Annotated in this window: 16 protein-coding genes and 1 pseudogene; 9 read left to right on the top strand and 8 right to left on the bottom strand. The window is 68.9% G+C overall.

Going from position 1 to position 20,943, the window contains the following annotated elements:
* Positions 1-73: 73 nt before the first annotated feature.
* From PQS31_RS08250 to PQS31_RS08235, 4 genes are all read right to left on the bottom strand, one after another.
* Positions 74-3,253 carry a multidrug efflux RND transporter permease subunit gene (locus tag PQS31_RS08250; RefSeq protein ID WP_272762228.1) on the bottom strand — a complete coding sequence of 1,060 codons (3,180 nt, stop codon included), beginning with the start codon at positions 3,251-3,253 and terminating at the stop codon, positions 74-76.
* Between the two features lie 238 nt (positions 3,254-3,491).
* On the bottom strand, positions 3,492-4,676 hold the full coding sequence (locus PQS31_RS08245) for an efflux RND transporter periplasmic adaptor subunit (protein WP_272762227.1): 1,185 nt from the start codon (positions 4,674-4,676) through the stop codon (positions 3,492-3,494).
* Complete coding sequence (locus PQS31_RS08240; RefSeq protein ID WP_272762226.1) at positions 4,673-5,512, bottom strand: SDR family NAD(P)-dependent oxidoreductase; 840 nt, start codon at positions 5,510-5,512, stop codon at positions 4,673-4,675. The genes PQS31_RS08245 and PQS31_RS08240 overlap by 4 nt, the downstream gene beginning before the upstream one ends.
* A complete protein-coding gene (locus PQS31_RS08235) occupies positions 5,509-5,754 on the bottom strand; it encodes a hypothetical protein (RefSeq protein WP_272762225.1) in 246 nt (81 codons plus the stop codon). Before PQS31_RS08235 ends, PQS31_RS08240 begins: the two co-directional genes overlap by 4 nt.
* A gap of 124 nt (positions 5,755-5,878) precedes the next feature.
* On the opposite strand from PQS31_RS08235, the pseudogene PQS31_RS08230 reads away from it, so the two are divergent.
* Positions 5,879-6,787, top strand: a pseudogene (locus PQS31_RS08230) (LysR substrate-binding domain-containing protein); the annotation flags it as partial.
* A 738-nt stretch (positions 6,788-7,525) separates the two neighbouring features.
* Here the strand turns inward: PQS31_RS08230 and PQS31_RS08225 are convergent.
* Positions 7,526-8,494 (bottom strand): LysR family transcriptional regulator, encoded by a 969-nt coding sequence (locus PQS31_RS08225; protein ID WP_272762224.1) that lies wholly within the window; start codon positions 8,492-8,494, stop codon positions 7,526-7,528.
* A 129-nt stretch (positions 8,495-8,623) separates the two neighbouring features.
* Here PQS31_RS08225 and aceB point away from each other — a divergent pair, with 129 nt between their 5' ends.
* The 4 genes from aceB to PQS31_RS08205 all read left to right on the top strand — a co-directional run bounded on the left by aceB (position 8,624) and on the right by PQS31_RS08205 (position 12,992).
* Positions 8,624-10,231: a malate synthase A gene (gene aceB, locus PQS31_RS08220; RefSeq protein ID WP_272762223.1), complete on the top strand. Its 1,608-nt coding sequence runs from the start codon at positions 8,624-8,626 to the stop codon at positions 10,229-10,231.
* 119 nt (positions 10,232-10,350) lie between these two features.
* Complete coding sequence (gene aceA, locus PQS31_RS08215) at positions 10,351-11,682, top strand: isocitrate lyase (protein ID WP_272762222.1); 1,332 nt, start codon at positions 10,351-10,353, stop codon at positions 11,680-11,682.
* A gap of 100 nt (positions 11,683-11,782) precedes the next feature.
* The gene (locus tag PQS31_RS08210) at positions 11,783-12,079 is read left to right on the top strand and encodes a hypothetical protein (protein WP_272762220.1); all 297 of its coding nucleotides are present in this window, start codon (positions 11,783-11,785) and stop codon (positions 12,077-12,079) included.
* Positions 12,080-12,479: 400 nt separating this feature from the next.
* On the top strand, positions 12,480-12,992 hold the full coding sequence (locus PQS31_RS08205; RefSeq protein ID WP_272762219.1) for a hypothetical protein: 513 nt from the start codon (positions 12,480-12,482) through the stop codon (positions 12,990-12,992).
* On the opposite strand, the gene PQS31_RS08200 is transcribed toward PQS31_RS08205, so the two are convergent.
* Together PQS31_RS08200 and PQS31_RS08195 are read right to left on the bottom strand one after the other, a co-directional pair.
* On the bottom strand, positions 12,989-14,500 hold the full coding sequence (locus PQS31_RS08200) for a YifB family Mg chelatase-like AAA ATPase (protein WP_272762218.1): 1,512 nt from the start codon (positions 14,498-14,500) through the stop codon (positions 12,989-12,991). The two genes, PQS31_RS08205 and PQS31_RS08200, sit on opposite strands and share 4 nt — an antisense overlap.
* Positions 14,501-14,507: 7 nt before the next feature.
* On the bottom strand, positions 14,508-14,789 hold the full coding sequence (locus PQS31_RS08195) for an accessory factor UbiK family protein (protein ID WP_272762217.1): 282 nt from the start codon (positions 14,787-14,789) through the stop codon (positions 14,508-14,510).
* Positions 14,790-15,021: 232 nt separating this feature from the next.
* Here PQS31_RS08195 and PQS31_RS08190 point away from each other — a divergent pair, with 232 nt between their 5' ends.
* Positions 15,022-15,360, top strand: coding sequence for a P-II family nitrogen regulator (locus tag PQS31_RS08190; RefSeq protein ID WP_272762216.1), 339 nt, complete (start codon positions 15,022-15,024; stop codon positions 15,358-15,360).
* Complete coding sequence (locus tag PQS31_RS08185; protein ID WP_272762215.1) at positions 15,357-15,734, top strand: DUF6404 family protein; 378 nt, start codon at positions 15,357-15,359, stop codon at positions 15,732-15,734. The genes PQS31_RS08190 and PQS31_RS08185 overlap by 4 nt, the downstream gene beginning before the upstream one ends.
* 66 nt (positions 15,735-15,800) lie before the next feature.
* On the opposite strand, the gene speE is transcribed toward PQS31_RS08185, so the two are convergent.
* Positions 15,801-16,652: a polyamine aminopropyltransferase gene (gene speE, locus PQS31_RS08180; protein WP_272762214.1), complete on the bottom strand. Its 852-nt coding sequence runs from the start codon at positions 16,650-16,652 to the stop codon at positions 15,801-15,803.
* Between the two features lie 152 nt (positions 16,653-16,804).
* On the opposite strand from speE, the gene PQS31_RS08175 reads away from it, so the two are divergent.
* Together PQS31_RS08175 and speA are read left to right on the top strand one after the other, a co-directional pair.
* Positions 16,805-18,682, top strand: coding sequence for a M48 family metallopeptidase (locus PQS31_RS08175; protein WP_272762213.1), 1,878 nt, complete (start codon positions 16,805-16,807; stop codon positions 18,680-18,682).
* A gap of 148 nt (positions 18,683-18,830) precedes the next feature.
* Entirely contained in the window at positions 18,831-20,720 is a 1,890-nt protein-coding gene (gene speA / locus PQS31_RS08170) for an arginine decarboxylase (RefSeq protein WP_272762212.1), read from the top strand.
* Positions 20,721-20,943: the final 223 nt, after the last annotated feature.

Raw genomic sequence — 20,943 nt, 5'->3', positions numbered from 1 at the left:
TGCAGTCCGGTTCTATGCAGGAACGTCCATGGAAACCCGCTGCCGCGGGCGCGGTGGTGCTTTCAGTGGCGCATCAGGAATGGGCCGATGCGACCGGCGCCGCGGTGTCGGCCGGGGCATGCGACACCAGCGGACGGTTGGCGAGCTTGCGCAGTGCGACGTAGAACACGGGGGTAAGGAACAGGCCGAAGAGGGTGACGCCGAGCATGCCGGCGAATACGGTGACACCGGTCGCCGCGCGGACCTCGGCACCGGCGCCGCTGCCGAACAGCAGCGGCACCACGCCGGCGATGAACGCGATCGAGGTCATGACGATCGGACGCAGGCGCAGGCGACAGGCTTCCAGCGCGGCCTCGACGATGCCCTTGCCCTGCAGCTCGAGCTCGCGGGCGAACTCCACGATCAGGATCGCGTTCTTGCACGCCAGGCCCATCAGCACGACCAGACCCACCTGCACGAACACGTTGTTGTCGCCGCCGGTGAGCCACACGCCGAACAGCGCGGAGAGAATCGTCATCGGCACGATCAGGATCACCGCCAGCGGCAGCGTCCAGCTTTCGTACAGCGCGGCCAGCACCAGGAACGCGAGCAGCACGGCGAGCGGAAACACGATCAACGCCGCATTGCCCTGGGTGGCCTGCTGGTAGCTCAGATCCGCCCATTCGATCGTCATGCCCGGCGGCAGCACCTGCCCGGCGAGCGTACCCAGCGTGTCCATGGCCTGGGTGGAGGAGAGCATGCGCGGATCGGATTCGCCGGCGAGGTCGGCCGCCGGATAGCCGTTGAAGCGCAGCACCGGGTCGGGTCCGAAGGTCTGGCGGATGTCGACCACCGAACCGATCGGCACCATCTCGCCGCGGTCGTTGCGGGTGCGCAGGTTGGCGATGTCCTCGACGCTGTCGCGGAACGGGCCGTCGGCCTGCGCGACCACCTGCCAGGTCCGGCCGAACTGGTTGAAGTCGTTGACGTAGGCCGAGCCCAGGTAGGTCTGCAGCGTGTCGAACAGTTCGGTCAGCGGGATGCCTTGGGCCTTGGCCTTGTCGCGGTCGACGACGGCGTCGAGCTGCGGCACGTTGGCCTGGTAGCTGCTGATCGGAAAGCCCATGCCCGGCGTGCCGGCGATCGCGCCGGTCATCCCGTTCACCGCGTCCTGCAGCGCGCCGTAGCCGAGCCCGGCGCGGTCCTGCACGAACATCGAATAGCCCGAGCCGTTGCCGAGGCCGAGGATCGGCGGTGGCATGAACGCGAACGCGAAGCCCTCCTTCAGCGCGCCGATCTTCTGGTTGATCTCGGCGTTGATCTCCGCGGCCGAGCGGCTGCGCGCGTTGGCCGGTTCCAGGGTGAGGAAGGCGACGCCGGTATTGGGCGTGTTGGTGAACTGCAGCGCGTTGAGGCCGGGGAACGCGATCGCGTGGGCCACGCCCTCAGTTTCCATCGCGATGTCGGCCACCTGGCGCAGCATCGCGTCCGAGCGTGCGATCGAGGCGCCTTCGGGCAGTTTCACGCCGGCGATCAGGTACAGCTTGTCCTGCACCGGGATGAAGCCCGGCGGCACCAGCTTGAACACCAGACCGGTCGCCAGCAGCAGACCGGCGTAGACCATGAACACCAGGCCGCGACGGCCGAGGATGCGGCCGATACCGCGCTCGTAGCGCGCCGCGCTGGCGCCGAAGAACCGGTTGAACGGGCGGAACACGCGGCCGAACACCCGGTCGATGCCGCGCGACAGTGCGTCCTTCGGCGCGCCGTGCGGCTGCAGCAGGCGCGCGGCCAGCGCCGGCGACAGGGTCAGCGAATTGAGGCCGGAGATCGCGGTCGCGATCGCGATGGTCACCGCGAACTGCTTGTAGAACTGCCCGGTCACACCGTCGAGGAAGGCCATCGGCACGAACACCGCGCACAGCACGAGGGTGATCGCGACGATCGGTCCGGACACCTCGCGCATCGCCTGATGCGCCGCGGCCAGCGGCGACAAGCCGAGTTCGATGTTGCGCTCGACGTTCTCGACCACGACGATCGCGTCGTCGACGACGATGCCGATCGCCAGCACCAGGCCGAACAGGGTCAGCGTGTTGATCGAGAAGCCCAGCAGCGACAGCACCGCGAACGTGCCGACGATCGACACCGGCACCGCCAGCAGCGGGATGATCGACGCGCGCCAGGTCTGCAGGAACAGGATCACCACCAGCACCACCAGGGCCACGGCTTCGAGCAGCGTGGTGGTCACGGCCTTGATCGAATCGCGCACGAAGCCGGTGGTGTCGTAGACGGTCTGGTACTGCACGCCGTCGGGGAAGCGCGCCGACAGTTCGTCCATCGTCGCCACCACCTGGTCGCGGATCTCGAGTGCGTTCGCGCCGGGCGCCTGGAAGATGCCGATGCCCACGGCGTTGGCGCCGTCGAGTTGTGCGCGCAGGGTGTAGTCGTTCGCGCCGAGTTCCAGCCGCGCCACGTCCGACAGCCGCACGATGCTGCCGTCGTCGCCGCGCTTGAGCACGATCGCGCCGAACTCCTCGACACCGCTCAGACGGCCCTGCGCGTTGATCAGGGTGAGGAAGTCGCTGTTGCTGGGCATGGGTTCGGCGCCCAGCTGGCCGGCCGAGACCTGCACGTTCTGCTCGCGCATCGCGCGCACCACGTCGCCGGCGGTCAGGCCGCGCGAGGCGACGGCCTCGGGATCGAGCCAGGCGCGCATCGCGTAGTCGCCGCCGCCGAAGATCTGCGCATCGCCGACCCCCGGAATGCGTGCCAGCGCGTCCTTGACGTTGAGCCGGGCGTAGTTGCGCAGGTACAGCGTGTCGTAGCGCGCATCGGGCGAGGTCAGGTGCACGACCATCAAGAAGGTCGGCGACTGCTTCTGGGTGGTCACACCCTGGCGGCGCACGTCCTCGGGCAGGCGTGACAGCGCCTGGGCCACGCGGTTCTGCACGCGCACCGCGGCGTCGTCGGCATCCGTGCCGGGACGGAAGGTCACCGTGGTCACCAGCACGCCGTCGGACCCGGCGACGGACTTGATGTACATCATGTCCTCGACGCCGTTGATGGCCTCCTCGAGCGGGGTGGCGACGGTTTCGGCGATGACCTTCGGGTTGGCGCCCGGATACACCGTGCGCACGACCACCGACGGCGGCACGACCTCGGGATATTCGCCGATCGGCAGGGTGGGAATCGCGATCAGGCCGGCGGCGAAGATCACGATCGACAACACCGCGGCGAAGATCGGCCGGTCGATGAAGAAGCGGGAAAAGTCCACGGGAAGGGTCCTTGTGGGCGGCGCGTTGCGCCGTGTTTCAGTGATTCGGAAAAAACGATCCCGTCATCGCCGCGCGGGCGGGAGGTGCGGTTCGACAGCCGGATGGCCGCTCATCCAGGGACGCCGGACTCGGTCGACGCGAGGTCCGTGGACGACCAGCGGAACGTGCTGCCGAAAGGCGCCGCCCGCGGGTGCGGGATGACGATCGGGCGGATCAGGGCGACAGCGCGCGGGCGCCTCAGCGTGTCGCCACCGCCTCGACCGGCGCGCCGCCGCGCATGTCCACCGCCTGCGGGGTCACGGGCATGCCGGGCATGAAGACCTTCTGCACGCCGTTGACGATGATCCGGTCGCCGCGTTCGAGACCCGAGGCCACCACGCGCAGACCGTCGACCATCGGGCCGGGCACGATGTCGCGTCGCTGCGCGGTATTGCCCTCGCCCAGCACGTAGACGTACTTGCGGTCCTGGTCGGTCAACACGGCCTTGTCGTCGATCAGCACCGCCTCGTGCTGCGCCGCGCCTTCGAGCTGCACGCGTGCGAACAGCCCCGGCGTGAAGCGCCGCTCGGGATTCGGCAGCACCGCGCGGGCGCGCACCGTGCCGGTGGTCGGGTCGACCTGGTTGTCGAGAAAGTCGACCGTGCCCGCGTGCGGATAACCGGTCTCGTCGGCCAGACCGATCCGGACCGCGTTGCCGCCGTCGCGGCGCGCACCGTCGCGTGCCAGTGCGCGGTGGCGCAGGAACGTGCGCTCGTCGGTTTCGAAGTACACGTGCACCGGGTCCTGCGACACCACGGTGGTCAGCAATGAGACGTCGGCCTGGGCGAGGTTGCCGACCGTCAGCGCCGCGCGTCCGGCGCGGCCTGCCACCGGCGCGCGCACTTCGGTATAGGCCAGTTCGAGGCGCGCGGTCTCGACCGCGGCCTGCGCCGCGCGCACGGCGGCCTCGGCCTCGGCGCGTCCGGCGCTGCGCGCTTCGAAATCGTCGCGCGAGATCGCACTGGCCTCGATCAGCGACTGCGCACGCGCATGTCGCGTGGTCGCCAGTTGCGCGTCGGCGCGGGCGCGGGCCAGCTCGGCCTCCGCGCGCTGGAGCGCGGCGCGATACGGGCGTGGATCGATGACGAACAGCAGCTCGCCCTGGGCCACCTCCTGGCCCTCGGTGTAGGCGACGCGCTGGACGTAGCCACTGACCCGGGGCCGCAGCTCGACGCTGTCCACGGCGGCGATGCGGCCGGTGGCGTCGCTCCAGTCGCGCACGGGTTCGTTGAGCACGGCGGCGACGCCGACCTCCGGCGGAGGCGGGGCGGCCGTGGATTCGGCACGGCTGTCGCAGCCGGCGACGACGAGTGCGATCGCCGCAGCGAGGCCGGCGGCGGCCACGGCGCGTCGGGCGGCGGGCGCAAGCGGGAAGGGGGTCATGAGCGGAACTCCTGGGACGAGGTGGGACGGGCGGCGATGCGGCGCAACAGGGCGCGCGCGTCGTCTTGATGGGGCTGCGCATCGGCGCAGGGGACGCGGCCGACGTCGAGGTCGTCGGACAGGCCGGGCGGACGCTCGGCCGCACCGAGCGGGAACCGCACCAGCGCCGCGTCGCCGGGCACCGCGCCGTCGACCAGACGCAACGCGTGGCCGGCGATGGCGTCGGCGTCCGGCCACTGGACGCAGGCATGCGTGGCATTGGCGGCGGTGCGCACCGGCGAATCGACCGCCAGCAGGTGCACGCGGACCGGCAGCATGCGCGCCTCCTCGTGCAACACCCGGGCGAGCATCCGCAGCGCCGCGGCGCCGATCGAGTGGTGGCCGTAGCCGGCCCAGGGCTGGGCCGCGCCCGGCCCGCCGACGAGCACGTAGCCCGCGCGGGGCTGTCCGGCCAGCATCGGCAGCAGGTGGCGGGCGGCGACGAGGTGGGGGATCAGGTCCTCGTCCAGCCGCCGGCGCAGGAAATCGGCCGGCGCGTCGAGCACGCGGCCGGCGTCGGTCGCGCCGCGGATGGCGGCGATCACCGCACCCGGCGGCGGCCCGGGCAGACGCTGCAGCGCCGCGGCGAGGGTGGCGGCATCGGCGTCGCGCGTGATGGAGGCCTGCTGGAGGGTCACCCGCGGCCCGTGCTGCGCGCGCAGCGCGGCCAGTGCGCCCTCGTTCCGTCCCACGGCCACCACGCGGCGGCCGTCGGCCACCGCGCGTGCCACCACGTGCGAACCGATGGTGCCGGTCGCGCCGAGCACGATGATGGCGGGCTTGATTGTCCCGTTCACGGGATTTTGTCTCCCGAAAACCGGGCTTCGACGGTCTGCACGGTGGTCGCCGCCTCGTGCTCGGCGCCCAGCCATCGCCACACCCGGCCCCAATTCAGGGGCGTGCCACCGGTTTGGTGCCGGCTGCGCACACGGGCGATAGAGGTCTGATTCGGCGGGATTTCCAGCCGTGCACAGGCACCGGAAGCGGACCGGCCGACGACGGCTGCAGGGGCGGGCAAGCGATAACGGGGGATGGCCATCGGCGACCTCCATGAAGACAGGCCGCAGACGATAGGCGTCAAATCGGGACTTGATTAGTCCGCTTTGCAGGGAATAATTGTCCCTTCTCCGGTCCAATCGCACCGGACGTCCCAGGAGCCGACGATGGCGCACGATCTCAACGACACCCTGATCTTCGTGAAAGTGGTCGAGCAGGGCAGCTTCATCGCCGCGGCCAATGCGCTCGGCCTGCCCAAGACCACGGTGAGCCGCAAGGTCCAGGAGCTCGAACAGCGCCTCGGCGCGCGCCTGCTGCACCGGACCACGCGTCGCCTCGGCCTCACCGAGGCCGGCAGCGTGTATCACGAGCATTGCCAGCGCATCGCGCGCGAACTCGAGGAAGCCGAGAGCGCCGTCGGTCAGCTGCAGGGCGGGCCGCGCGGGTGGCTGCGCTTCACCGTGCCGTACTCGATCGGCATCACCTGGATTGCGCCGCTGCTCGGCGACTTCCAGGCGCAATACCCCGAGATCCTGCTCGACATGCACATGGGCAACGAGAAGCTGGATCTGATCGCGGGCGAAGCGGATCTCGCGCTGCGCGTGGGCACGTTGCCCGATTCCAACTTCGTCGCGCGCAAGCTCGGCAGCCTGCGTACGCAGGTGTTCGCCAGCGCGGCCTACATCGAAAAGCACGGCGAGCCGCTGCACCCGGATGATCTGCAGCACCACCGCACGCTGGTGATGCGCAAGAGCCGCAACCCGCAGAACCGCTACGTCTGGTCGCTGACCGACGGCCAGGCGCTGCGCGAATTCCCGGTGAATCCCCAGCTGGTGGCCAACGACCCGGCCGCGCTCAACTGGGCGCTGATCAAGGGCGAGGGTCTGCTGCTGACCGGCGACGTGATGGCCAAGGCCTTCGTCGAGGCCGGCATGGTGCAGCGCGTGCTCGCCGGCTGGAACGGGCCGGAAGTGGATTTCAACGCGGTGTTCGCGGGCGGCCGGCTGGTCTCGCCGAAGGTGCGCGCATTCGTCGATTTCCTGATCGAGCGTTTGAACTTCGACGCCGACCACATGCAAACCCTGTGCATGGTGCAGAAGCAGGCGATGGAGGCGAAGGCGGCGGGCGCGGTGGCATTGGCGCAGCTGGAGAAGGCGTCACGACGCAGTGCGGTGCCGGCAGCAGTGCCGGACGAGGATGAGGTCGCGCACGCGAGGCGGTAGTGCGCTGTGCATGGCTGCACGACGCACGACGCGCGATTTTTTTCCGCTCCTCTTTGTGCTCTTGACTCTTCGCATCCGTGACGAATTGCGTATGCACGCAGACCCGGAGGGCGCCGCACATGGATGTGCGGCGTTTTCCGACCGAGCCAGGATGGCGAGTCGGAAAATCCCGGAACGAATGAAAGGCCGGATGTGCTTTGTCGGGGAGGCCCTTTCTTTTGCTTACTTTTCTTTTGGCCAACAAAGAAAAGTGAGCCGCTCGCCGATAGGCGAGTGGAAGCTTTGCACTTGTCTTCCTTAGATCGAGCCGAGACGACATCAAACGCTTTCGTCCGCTGACGCGGCCGAGTTCATTTCTTTTGTCAATCGACAAAAGAAACGGAACCAAAGAAAAACGATTCCCCGACGAAGCGAACCCGGCACGTCGTTTGTTCCGGGATTTTCCGACTCGCCATCCTGGCTCGGTCGGAAAACGGCGGGCATCCATGCCCGCCGCCCTCCGGGTCTGGAGGCGTCGCTGCCTGATCATTGTTCCGGCAACGGCAACGGCAACGGCAACGGCAACGGCAACGGCAACAGCAACAGCAGCCGCTACCGCTCCGAATGCCCGCTGTCCTGGTAATCCCGCCGCGTGAACAGATCCGGCCGGATCAACTCCACGAACGCACGCGCCTGCGGTGACAGCAGCTTGCCCTTGCGCACGACCACGCCGTAGCTGCGCGACGGAAACCACTCCGCCACCGATCGCGTCGCCAGGCGCGCGTCGTCGTCGGGGCCGAGGCAGATCGCACTGACGATCGAGATGCCCATGCCCATCGCGACGTACTGCTTGATCACCTCCCAGCCGCCGACCTCCAGTGCCACCGTGTAGGGCACGCGGGCCTGCTGGAAGACCTGATCGACCAGGCGATAGGTCACCTGGCGCCGGGGTGGCAGGATCAGGCCGTAGCGCGCGATTTCCTCGAGCGTCAGGCGCTTCGCGCGCGCCAGCGCGTGGTCGGGTGGGGTCAGCAGGATGGGTTCGAAGCGGTACACCGGCGCGTAGTCGAGATCGGCCGGCACGTCGACCATCGAGCCGACGACGAGATCCACCGCGTCGGCGCGCAGCAGATCGGTGCCGTCGGCGGTGATCGCATCCTGAAGCGTCAGGCGCACGTCCGGATGCTGGCGCCGGAACAGATCCACGATCCTAGGCAGCAGGTACAGGATGGTCGAACTGTTGGCGGCGATGGTCAGGTCGCCGGCATCCAGCCCGCCGATCTCGCGGCGGAACGCGGTCGGCAGGCCGTCCAGGGCCTCGACCAGCGGCACCGCCAGTTCGTAGAGCACCTGGCCTTCTCGGGTGGGCACGAGACGGCGTCCGCTGCGCTCGAGCAGTGCGACGCCGAGCTCGCGCTCGAGCGCCTGCAACTGCAGCGAGATCGCCGGCTGGCTGACGTACAGGGCCTCCGCCGCTCGTGAGACTGAACCCAGCCGGGCGGTCTGACAGAACGCTCGCAGTGGTTTGAGGCGATCCGATTTGTAGGGAAAACGCAGCTCAGACAAGGGCTTGCCGTCCATCCGATCTTTCGTATTAGAGATACTTATATATCGGATTGACAAAACTAGGTTGTCAAATAGCTCTGGGAAGCCGACGGTCTGCTGCAACGCAATAACGCCGCAATGCACGAGGCCGATGCCGTGAACGCCGTGATCAAGTCCCCCGTCCTGCGCCGCCAGCCGCGGATCGAGCTGCCCGTCGACGCACCGGCCGATCTGCTCGAGGTCGCGGCGCAGACGTTTCTCGCCGACCTGCACACGGCGTTCGAAGGCGAGCGGCAGGCGCGTCTGGCGGCCCGCAGCCGGCGCCAGCGCGGGTTCGATGCCGGTGACGTGCCGGCGTTCCGCGCCGATACCCGCTCGATCCGCGAATCGGCCTGGCGCGTCGCTCCGCTGCCGGCGGCCCTGCGCGATCGCCGGGTGGAGATCACCGGGCCGGTCGACCCGAAGATGGTGATCAACGCGTTGAACTCGGGCGCCCACTGCTACATGGCGGACTTCGAGGATTCGACCTCGCCGACCTGGGACAACCTGCTCACCGGCCAGCGCGCGCTGCGCGACGCGATCGCGGGCACGCTCGAATTCACCACCCCGGCCGGCAAGCACTACGCGCTCAAGCCCGAAGACCAGCGCGCGGTGCTGATCGTCCGCCCGCGCGGCTGGCATCTCGACGAAAAACACCTGCGCATCGACGGCGCGCCGATGTCGGGGGCGTTGTTCGACGCGGGCCTCTTCGCATTCCACAACGCGCATGCGCTGGCGGCCAAGGACCGCGGCCCGTATTTCTATCTGCCCAAGCTGGAAACGATGGAAGAAGCGCAGTTGTGGGAGGACGCGCTGTCGCACATCGAGCGCAGCCTCGGTCTGCCGGCCGGTCAGATCAAGGTCACCGTGCTGATCGAGACCCTGCCCGCCGCGTTCGAGATGGACGAGATCCTGCACGCGCTGCGCCAGCGCATCGTCGGCCTGAACTGCGGCCGCTGGGACTACATCTTTTCCTACATCAAGACCTTCCGCCGTCACCGCGACCGGGTGCTGCCCGAGCGCGGGCAGGTGACGATGACCCAGCCCTTTCTCAAGGCCTATTCGGAGCTGTTGATCCAGACCTGTCATCGCCGCGGCGCCCACGCGATGGGCGGCATGGCGGCGCAGATTCCGATCGCCGGCGACGACGCGGCGAACGACGCCGCGATGGCGCGGGTGCGCGCCGACAAGCTGCGCGAGGTCACCGCCGGCCACGATGGCACCTGGGTCGCGCACCCGGCGCTGATCCCGATCGCGAAGCAGATCTTCGACGAACGCATGCACGGCCCGCACCAGCACGCGATGACGCGTGACGATGTGCTGGTCGACGCGGACGACCTGATCGCGCCGTCGCTGGGCACGATCACCCACGCCGGCTTCGCCGCGAATGTGGAGGTCTGCGTGCGCTACATCGCCGCCTGGCTGGCCGGCAACGGCTGCGTGCCGATCCATCACATGATGGAAGATGCCGCCACCGCCGAGATCGCACGCGCGCAGCTGTGGCAATGGCTGCACCACGCCGACGACGGCCACGCGCCGCTGCATCTGGATGACGGCACCGCGATCGACGACGCCCTGTTCGACGGCGTGCTGCTCTCGCTGCCCTCACGACTCGCCAGCCGGGACATCCCCGGCCAGGCGCAGGTGGCCGACGCCATCGCGCTGCTCGAAGCACTGACCCGGCGCGACGTGCTCGAAGACTTTCTGACGTTGCCGGCATACGACCGGCTGTGACGGCGGCAATCGGGATTCGGGATTGGGGCTTCGAAGCCCGGTCCCGGTCCCGCCCCAGCACGCCGCTGTACCGAACTCCCGACTCCCCAATCCTGAATCCCGCTCCGAAGGAGACCGCCATGCCGACCCGCCAGCACCAGATCGACGCGCTGCAACAGGACTGGACCACCAACCCGCGCTGGAAAGGCATCCAGCGGCCCTATTCCGCGGCCGACGTCGTGCGCCTGCGCGGCAGCGTGCAGCCCGAGCACACGCTCGCCAAACGCGGCGCCGAGAAGCTGTGGGCGCTGGTCAACGGCGAGGCCCGAAAGGGGTACGTCAACGCGTTCGGCGCGATCAGCGCCGGCCAGGCGATGCAGCAGGCCAAGGCCGGGCTCGAGGCGGTGTACCTCTCGGGCTGGCAGGTCGCCGCCGACGGCAACACCTCCGAGACCATGTATCCCGACCAGTCGCTGTACGCCTACGACTCGGTGCCGGCGATGGTCCGCCGGATCAACAACACCTTCCAGCGCGCCGACGAGATCCAGTGGAAGAACATCGCCGACGGCAAGCTCGACGAGCGCGATGCGATCGATTTCTTCCTGCCGATCGTCGCCGACGGCGAGGCCGGTTTCGGCGGTGTGCTCAACGCCTACGAACTGATGAAGAACATGCTCGTCGCCGGCGCCGCGGGCGTGCATTTCGAGGACCAGCTGGCCGCGGTCAAGAAGTGCGGCCACATGGGCGGCAAGGTGCTGGTGCCCACGCAGGAGGCCGTGCAGAAACTGGTCGCCGCGCGCCTGGCGGCCGACGTGCTCGGCGTGCCGGCGATCGTGCTCGCGCGCACCGATGCCGAAGCCGCGACCCTGCTAACCTCGGACTTCGACGCCAACGACGCGCCGTTCGTCACCGGCGAGCGCACCGCCGAGGGCTTCTACAAGGTGCGCAACGGCCTGGAGCAGGCGATCAGCCGCGGCGTGGCCTATGCACCGTATGCGGATCTCGTGTGGTGCGAAACCGGCACGCCCGACATCGGCTTCGCCCGCGAATTCGCCCAGGCCGTGCACGCGAAGCACCCCGGCAAGCTGCTGAGCTACAACTGCTCACCGAGCTTCAACTGGAAGAAGAACCTCGACGACCGCCAGATCGCCCGCTTCCAGGACGACCTGTCCGCGCTGGGCTACAAGTTCCAGTTCATCACCCTGGCCGGCATTCATCTCAACTGGTTCAACAGCTTCCAGTTCGCCCACGACTACGCCCGCGGCGAAGGCATGCGGCACTACGTCGAGCAGGTGCAGGAACGCGAATTCGCCGCGCGCGACAAGGGCTACACCTTCGTCTCGCACCAACAGGAAGTCGGCGCCGGCTACTTCGACGACGTGACCACGGTGATCCAGGGCGGCGCGTCCAGCGTCACCGCACTGACCGGCTCGACCGAAGAAGCGCAGTTCCAGACCTCGCGGGCGGCTTGATATCCCCAAGCCCGGCGCGGAGAAAATCGCCAGATTCCGCACAGTCGGAAGTTTTGACGCGGGCTATTGTGCGGATCAATACACCTGTCTGGAGTCCAGGATGACCCGATCCGCGTTTGCGATCGCAATGGTCGCGCTTCTCGTGCTTCCGAATAATTCGAAAGCCTCTCCACCTGCCGCAATGGACTCGTCGGAACGAGGCATGACCGCGCCCGTGGAAACAGGCAAGCCCGAAGAGGAGCGCCTGGTGTGCTCGAGGACGCGACATACTGGCAGTCATCGCGTGGTGCGCGTGTGTCGAACCCCGGAAGAAGCGCGCGTTGAACGCAGGGCGGCGGAGGAGTCGATGCGGCGCAAGCGCAGCCAACCCGATCGCGACACCCTAAATGGTCTCTGACAGATCAAGATTGTTCATTTCCCGTGTCAGAGCAGCGTGTTCCTCGTGAGATGTTCAGCTGGCATCAGGCGCATCCCTGAATTTCAGCGCTGGACGCACGCGATGCCAGGAGTGAGGTAACGCTGCTGAAATCCGAGTGCATCCGCTCGCGAATTATCGTCGGGTCGGTCTGCGTGCTCGTCGATATCGCAATATCCGTGCGGAGCGGATGGTCGCCGTTTTTTGCGTATGCGTCCGGCATTGCCCGTTTGCCGGGAATGCATTGAAGGAGCCCGCAAACCCGAGACGGATACGTGGTTTGTCTCGTGCCCAGAAGGAACACAGAGTCGGCGCCTGTAGTGAGCCAAGGCGCCGGCTGGACGGCACGCCGCGACGGCGTTAACCTCGCGCTGAACGGAAGATGAGCGAGGTGACTACCATGCAGGTGATTGCGAGGATGCATCTGGCGGCAATGCTCGTGGTGTTGCTGGGAGCTGGCTTGACGCCGGGACTTGGGAGGGGCTCCGACAATTTCGACGCTGCGACGATCCGCGCGCAGCAGGCTCAACTCAAAAGCGACGCCGAGGCACGCCGCGGGCCGTTCAAAGACATAAGTGAATCGGAACGGGCGGAATTGTCGAGGCAGCAAGACATCGTCGATCGTCTGACGCGCGACGTGAACCGCACGACCGAGCTGAGAGAGGCGCAACAGGTCGAGCTGCTCAATGCACTCGAACACATCAGTGCGATCGTCAACCGGGCGGAAGACGAACGCCTGGTCTGTCGCCGTCACCGGCCGACTGGCAGCAATCGGCCCACGACCACCTGCCGCACCGTCGCCCAGCTCAGAGCTGACCGGATTTCGGTCGAACAGGAGGTCGGGCGCCCCCGCGCGTGTTCGGATGCTGCGTTTAGAAACGGGAGCTGTTTCTAACGTGTCGCGCGGTCACCGGCGTTGACCCCACGGTAGGCCAGCGCTTCGGTGAGGTGGGAAGAGGTGATCGACGCCTGTTCATCCAGATCCGCGATCGTCCGCGCGACACGCAGGATGCGGTGCATCGCACGGGCGGAAAGATGCAGGGCATCGATTGCGCGCTCGAGCAGGGCCTGGTCGCCCGGCGCGAGGCGGCAGTCGCGCGCCGTGGCTGCCTGGTCGAGCACGGCGTTGGTGACGCCCGCGCGGTCGAACTGGCGTTGGCGCGCGTCGATCACCCGTTGACGGATATGACCGCTCGATTCGCCTTCGGGCGCATCGGGGCGCAGAGCGGCGGGGGGCAGGCGCGGCACGTCGACATGCAGGTCGATGCGGTCCAGCAGCGGGCCGGAGATGCGGCCGCGGTAGCGGGTGATCGCGTCGCTGGTGCAGCGGCAGCGGCCGGAGACGTCACCGGCCCATCCGCACGGACAGGGATTCATCGCGGCGACCAGCTGGAAGCGCGCGGGAAACTCGCTCTGCCGCGCGGCGCGCGAAATCGTGACCACACCCGACTCCAGCGGCTCGCGCAGGACCTCGAGTGCGCGCCGGTCCCATTCCGGCAACTCATCCAGGAACAGCACGCCGTTGTGGGCCAGCGAGACCTCCCCGGGCCGTGGCTCGCTGCCGCCGCCGACCAGGGCGATCGCGCTCGCGGTGTGATGGGGGCTGCGGAACGGCCGCGTGCGCCAGCAGGCGGGATCCAGGCCGCGCCCGCTGACCGAATGCACTGCCGCGGTGTCGAGCGCTTCGGCCTCGCTGGCATCCGGCAGCAGCCCGGACAGCCGTGACGCGAGCAGGGTCTTGCCGCAGCCGGGCGGACCGACGAGCAGCAGATGATGACCACCGGCCGCGGCGACCTCGAGCGCGCGCCGAGCCTGGATCTGGCCGCGGACGTCGCGCATGTCCGGGCCGGCGGTCACGCGCTGCGTGGGCGCCGCGGCAACGGGCAGCGACTTCTGCCCACCGAGCATCGCGCAGACTTCGAGCAGGGTGCGCGCGGTCCGGACTTCGACGCTGGAGGCCAGCGCGGCCTCCTCGCCGTTGGCCGCCGGTACCAGCAGGCGGCGACCGGTCGCCGCGACGGCCAACGCGGCCGGCAGCACGCCATCGGTCGCGCGCAGTTCGCCGGTCAGGCCGAGTTCGCCGATGAACTCCCAGTCGCGCAGGGCCTCGGCGGGAATCTGGCCGCTCGCGGCGAGGATGCCCAGCGCGATCGGAAGATCGAACCGCCCGCCGCCCTTCGGCAGATCGGCAGGCGCGAGGTTGACCGTGATGCGGCGCGCCGGGAACTCGTACTGCGCGCACTGGATGGCGGCGCGCACGCGATCCTTCGCTTCGCGCACCGCGGCCTCCGGAAGGCCGACGATCGACATCGAGGGCAGGCCGCCGGCCAGGTGCACCTCCACCTTGACCTCGGGGGCCCGGATGCCTGCGCGCGCACGTCCGTGCACGAGCGCAAGTCCCATGGTGACGTCAGTGCGTGGCGTCGACGCCGGCGGCGTCGGCGGGGGCGCCCGGCGGGCGCTCGAGCTGCTGCACCAGCGCCTCGAGCGCTTCGAGCTTCTCGCGGGTGCGCAGCAGCACCGCGCGCTGCACGTCGAACTCTTCGCGGGTCACCAGGTCGAGCTTCGACAGGCCGGACTGCAACACGGCCTTGAAGTTCTCCTGCAGTTCTTCGCGGCTCTCGCGCAGACCCGCCGGCACCAGGCCGCTGAGCCGACGGGCGAGTTCGTCGATGTTGTTGAGATCGATCACGGTGGTTCCTTGTCGATAGGCGGCCAGCCTCGCCCGCGTACTCAACGTGGGCAGTCGGGCGCGGCCGCGGCCGGAGGTAGGGATAGTCCAAAGCGCATCCGCCCGGAGAGGGCGCGGTACACCACAGCATGCGGATGCCGATCTCATGACGCGCGACCGGCAACGGCGGGAATCGTGTGGGGCAGTGCGTGAGGGTGGCGTATCCTAGCGGCATGTCCAGCGGAGACCGCCGATGAAAATGGTCATGGCGATCATCAAGCCCTTCAAGCTCGACGACGTGCGCGAGGCCCTCGCCGATGTCGGCGTCACCGGCATCACGGTGACCGAGGTCAAGGGCTTCGGGCGCCAGAAGGGCCACACCGAGCTCTACCGCGGCGCCGAGTACGTGGTCGACTTCCTGCCCAAGGTGAAGCTCGAGATCGCGGTCACCGACGATCTGGTCGACACCGTGGTCGAGGCGATCCTCAAGTCGGCCGGCATGGGCAAGATCGGCGACGGCAAGATCTTCGTCTACGACCTCGGGCGTGCAGTGCGGATCCGCACCGGTGAGCTGGACGCCGACGCGTTGTGACGAATCGCGCGCGGGGCAACGCGTTCCAGGCGCGTCTCGACGCGGCGTTGGCCTTGATGGCGAAGCGCGGCATCCGTCCCATGCAGGCACAACCCCCCGTCGTTCGGTTGCTGTGGCGGGCGGGTCTTCAACTGCCGCCCCCGCTCATGGCGTCCTTCAGCACGAATCTGCTGACGATGGGCGCGTTGTTCATGTTGCTCTGGGCACCGCTGACGTGGGGAACGGTGCGATGGATGGGCATGCCGGACCTCGCGCTCGCCATCGCCACGGGCGCGCCGTGTGCCGGGCTTCTGTATGGCGTGGCGATGGCCGCATTGCTCCAGCGCATGCGTCGCCGCCACAGCCTGCCGGAGTGGCGTGCGCTGGGTCCCTGAGCTGCGCTTGGACACATACAAAAACGCCCCGCAGTCGCGGGGCGTTGCGCATGCGGGAGGAGGATCTCAGCCCTCACCCAGCGCCTTCGCCACGAACGGCGGCAGCGACTGCGCGCCCTTGTGGAGGTCGGCGGTGTAGTACAGCGTCTCGAACGGCTTGGCGCGGGCGTCGGCTTCGCGGAAATCGAAGCCCTGGCCCTTGCGCGCCAGCGTGCAGCTCCACCAGCCGGTCGGGTAGCACGGCTGCGGAAACGGCAGGGTCTGGAAGTGGGTGAAGCCGGCCTTGCCCATCTCCGCGCGCATGGCCTGGATCAGCTCCAGCAGCACCAGCGGCGATTCGGACTGCTGCACGAGGATGCCGTCGTCCTTCAGCGCGCGGTGGCAGCTTTCGAAGAACGCCTTGTTGAACAGGCCCTCGGCCGGACCGACCGGATCGGTCGAATCGACGATCACGATGTCGACGCTGCCCGGCGCGCAGTTCGCCATGTAGGCGATGCCGTCGTCGAACAGGATCTCGGCGCGCGGATCAGTGTTGGATTCGCACAGTTCCGGGAAATATTTCTCCGCCATGCGCGTGACCTGCTCGTCGATGTCGCACTGCACGGCCTTCTCGACGCCCGGGTGCTTGAGCACTTCGCGCAGCGTGCCGCAGTCGCCGCCGCCGATGATGACGACGGTCTTCGGCGCGGCATGGGTGAACAGCGCCGGGTGCGACATCATCTCGTGATAGAGAAAGTTGTCGCGAGTGGTGACCATCATCGCGCCGTCGATGAGCATGACGTTGCCCCAGTCGGTCGATTCATAGATCTCGATCTTCTGGAACGGCGACTGCACCTCGTCGAGCTTCTTCGTCACGCGGAAGCCGATCGCCGAGCCGGCGGTGTCGAAATTTTCGTAGAGCCAGTGGGGCGCGGTCATGGGGTGTCCTGCAGGGCGACGGGCGGAAATCGGCGCGGGCAGCGGCGGAACCGGGGCGTCGCGCGGGGCGGAATTGTAGCGAAGTTGGGAGGTCGGCTCCGTGTCCGGGCCGGTGCGATACTGCGGGCTGCCCGTCGCCAACGCCCGAGTCCATGCACGATCGCCGCGCGGCGGAGGCCGCCACCGCCCGTCACCGCGCGCGGGTCCAGCATCTCGAACGCGTGGCCGCCGTCTCGCCGCGGGCCTATCTGGCGCGCGTGGTGCTGCTGGCACTCGCCGGCTACGGCGTCTTGGTCGCCCTGTTGCTGCTGCTCGCCGCCGCGCCGCTGGCGGTCGCATGGCGGGTGCTGGTGCAGGGCGCGCGCTTCGAGCCGCAACTGACCATCGCGCTGCTGATCGCCGGCGCCGGCGCCGCCGTGCTGGTGCGCGCGCTGTGGGTGCGTTTCGACGTGCCGACCGGCCGCCCGCTCGCCCCGCACGAAGCACCGGACCTGTGGGCCGAGGTCGAGCGCCTGCGTGCGGCGACGGCTGCACCGCCGCTGGCCGGCATCGTCATCGACACCCAGCTCAATGCCGCCGCGGCCAGCCTGCCGCGCCTCCTCGGCCTGGCCGGCCACCGGCATTACCTCGTGCTGGGCCTGCCTCTGTTGCATGTGCTCGACCGCGACGAAGCCGCAGCGGTGATCGCGCACGAGTTCGGGCACTTCGGCGAACAGCACGGCCGGCTCGCAGGCTGGCTCTACCGCGTGCGCTTCACCTGGTATCGCGCGGTCGAGGGCCTGACCCGCAGCGGCGTCCTGCTGTCGATGCCGATCGCGCGGTTCTACGCGTGGTACGCACCGCTGTTCGACGCCTGGAGCTTCGTGCTCGCACGGGCGCACGAATTCCGCGCCGATGCCATCGCCGCGCGGATCGTGGGCCGGGACGCGATGGCCAGCGCCCTGCTGCGGCTCGAGCATGCCGGCGGGCGGCTGCAGTCCACGCTGTGGCCCCGCGTGCTCGCGCGGGCGCGCGTGCAGGCGCATCCGCCGGTGCAGCTGCTGGCGCCCCTGATCGACGGGCTGCGGGCCGGGCCCGCGCCGGATCCGGCGCGACTGCTCGTGATCGCCGAGCGTGACGTCGACCCCCACGACACCCACCCCGTGCTCGCACGTCGCCTGGAGGCGCTGGACGCGCCCGCCGTGCTGCGCGCGCGCGGCGAACCCGCGGCCACGTGGCTGGGCGACGCGCTGGCGGGGATCGAGCGCGAGCTGGACCAGCAGTGGCGCACGCAGCTGGGACCGCAGTGGCAGGCGCGGCATGCCGCCGCCGCGCCCGATCGCGAACGCTTCCGCACGCTCGATGCCTCGCTGCAGCACTCGCCCGAGGACGCGGTCGAGCATGCGCGTCTGTTCGAAACACTCGAGATCGATCGCGATCCGCTCCCCGTGCTGGCGCGCGCGCACGCCGCGCACCCGGACAGCGCGATGGCCGCGTTCCGGCTCGGTCTGCGCCGGCTGCAGGCCGGTGACGGCGACGGCATCGTCCCGCTGCGTCACGCGCTGGCGCGCGACGCGGGTGCGGTCGGCCCGGTCGCCGATGCGCTGGCGACGCTGCTGCGCGACCCCGATCTCGATGGCGACACCGTCCGTCGCATCACGGCGTTACGCGACGAAATCGCCCCGCGTGCGGACGATCTTCGCGACCGCGATGCGGTCTTCGACGGCGACGCGCTGCAGCCGCATGATCTCGACACCGCCGCGCTCGCGCGCCTGGTCACCGCGCTCACCGGCCATGCCCGCATCCAGCAGGCGTGGCTGGTGCGCAAGCAGGTGGCGATGATCGAACAGCCCGCGCACTACGTGCTGCTGCTGGACTGGCGCGGCTCGGTCGCCAGCGAAGCGGCCGCCCTGCGCGCGGTTTCGGACGGACTCGAACTGCCCGGCAGCCACACCGTGTTCACCGGCAGCAGCGCCGCCGCGCTGGCACGGCGGGTGCGGCAGCTGGGCGGCGCGCCGGTCTACCGGAAGGGAGCAGGTCGCGCGGTCTGAGCGCCGTCCGCGCCGGTGTGGCCGGCGACAGTGCCGTCCGGATCGCGCATTCGCCGCCGTGCAAGCCGAAGCGGGCGCCTGCTTTGACTCGGCGACAGGAGGCAGGCCCTAAACTAGCCGGCCTTCACGCTCGACCGGAATGCCGCCGATGACCGCCTGGTCCACAGACCTCGCCCGCAAGACCTACTCGATTCCGCACTGGAGCGAGGGGTATTTCGACGTCGGCGACGACGGTCGCATCGTGGTTTCGCCACGCGGCGCGCAGGGGCCGTCGATCGCACTGGCCGACGCGGTCGACGCCGCACGCGCGAACGGCGCACAGCTGCCGATGCTGGTGCGCTTTCCAGACATCCTCGGCGACCGCCTCGCCCGGCTGCAGGACGCCTTCGCCCAGGCCCAGGCCGAATGGGACTATCCGGGCGGCTACACGGCCGTGTACCCGATCAAGGTCAACCAGCATCAGGGCGTCGCCGGCACCTTGGCCTCGCACCACGGCGAGGGCTTCGGTCTGGAGGCGGGCAGCAAGCCGGAACTGATGGCGGTGCTGGCGCTGTCGCGGCCGGGCGGGCTGATCGTCTGCAACGGCTACAAGGACCGCGAGTACATCCGCCTCGCGCTGATCGGCCGCAAGCTGGGCCTTCAGACATTCATCGTCGTCGAGAAGCCGTCCGAGCTCGCGCTGGTGATGGAGGAAGCCGCGGCGCTCGGCGTGAAGCCGGGCCTGGGCGTGCGCATGCGCCTGGCCTCGCTCGGCGCCGGCAAGTGGCAGAACAGCGGCGGCGACAAGGCCAAGTTCGGCCTCAACCCGCGCCAGCTGCTGGACCTGTGGAAGAAGCTGCGCGATGCCGGCATGGCCGACTGCCTGCAGCTGCTGCATTTCCACATGGGTTCGCAGATTTCCAATGTCCGCGACATCGCCAACGGCATGCGCGAGGCGGTGCGCTATTTCGTCGAACTCACCAAGCTCGGCGCGGTGATCACCCACGTCGATGTCGGCGGCGGTCTCGGCGTCGACTACGAAGGCACGCGTTCGCGCAGCTACAACTCGGTCAACTACGGCGTGCGCCAGTACGCCGGCTCCATCGTGCAGCCGCTGGCCCAGGCCTGCGCCGAGCACGGGCTGACGCCGCCGCGCATCGTCACCGAATGCGGCCGCGCGATGACCGCGCACCACGCGGTGCTGGTCGCCAACGTGTCGGAAGTCGAACGTGCGCCGGAAGGCCGCGTGCCGGACGTGCACGACGACGAGCCGGCCGTGGTCTCGAACCTGCGCGACCTGCACGCCGAGCTGAGCTCGCGTCCGGCGGTCGAACTCTTCCACGAGGCCCAGCACCAGCATGCCGAAGGTCTGGCGCTGTACGCGCTGGGCCAGATGGACCTCGTGCACCGCGCACGCATCGACGACCTGTTCTACGCGATCGCACATGCGGTGCGCGCGCGGCTGAGCTTCGACGAGAAGAGCCACCGTCCGCTGCTCGACGAACTCAACGAGCGCCTGGTCGACAAGTATTTCGTCAATTTCAGCGTGTTCGAGTCGATGCCCGATGTCTGGGCGATCGACCAGGTCTTTCCGATCGTGCCGATCGAGCGTCTCGACGAGGCGCCCGAGCGCCGTGGCGTGATCGCCGACCTGACCTGCGACTCGGACGGCAAGATCGACACCTATGTCGAGAACGAGGATCTGGACACGTCGCTGCCGCTGCATCCACTCAGGCCCGGCGAGCAGTACCGCCTCGGCTTCTTCATGGTGGGCGCTTACCAGGAAATTCTCGGCGACATCCACAACCTCTTCGGCGACACCGACGCCGTGGAAGTGCGCATCGAAGGCACCGGCATCGCGGTGGCGCAGCAGCGCCGCGGTGACACCACCGACGTGATGCTCGACTACGTGGGCTATCGCCTCGACGACCTGCGCGCGCGCTACACCGCGCTGGTCGACGCCGCCGCGCTGGACGCGGACGAGTCGCAGCCGCTCAGGGCGGCGCTGGAAGCCGGGCTCACCGGCTACACCTATCTGGACGACACGCCGCTCGAGTGACGCGCGCTCATGGCGCGTCGAGTCCGTGCAGGCGACGCACTGCGCGCAGGCGCACCTGGCCGCCTCTCTCGAGCCGGCCTGCGGCACCGGCCTGACCTCCGCGGGCCGGACGCTCGTGGCGTGACGCGGACGTCGCCATCGACGTCGAAGCATGCGAGTGCGGCGTCGATGTCTCTGGCCCGGCGGGACGCGGCAGCCGGGACGCGCCGGCATCGAGCGGCTG

Origin of the sequence: Luteimonas sp. BLCC-B24 (assembly GCF_028550595.1) — a bacterium.
GTDB lineage: Bacteria > Pseudomonadota > Gammaproteobacteria > Xanthomonadales > Xanthomonadaceae > Luteimonas.
Note: the sequence above shows the minus strand (reverse complement) of the source record. Positions and strands in the feature narration are given on the sequence as shown.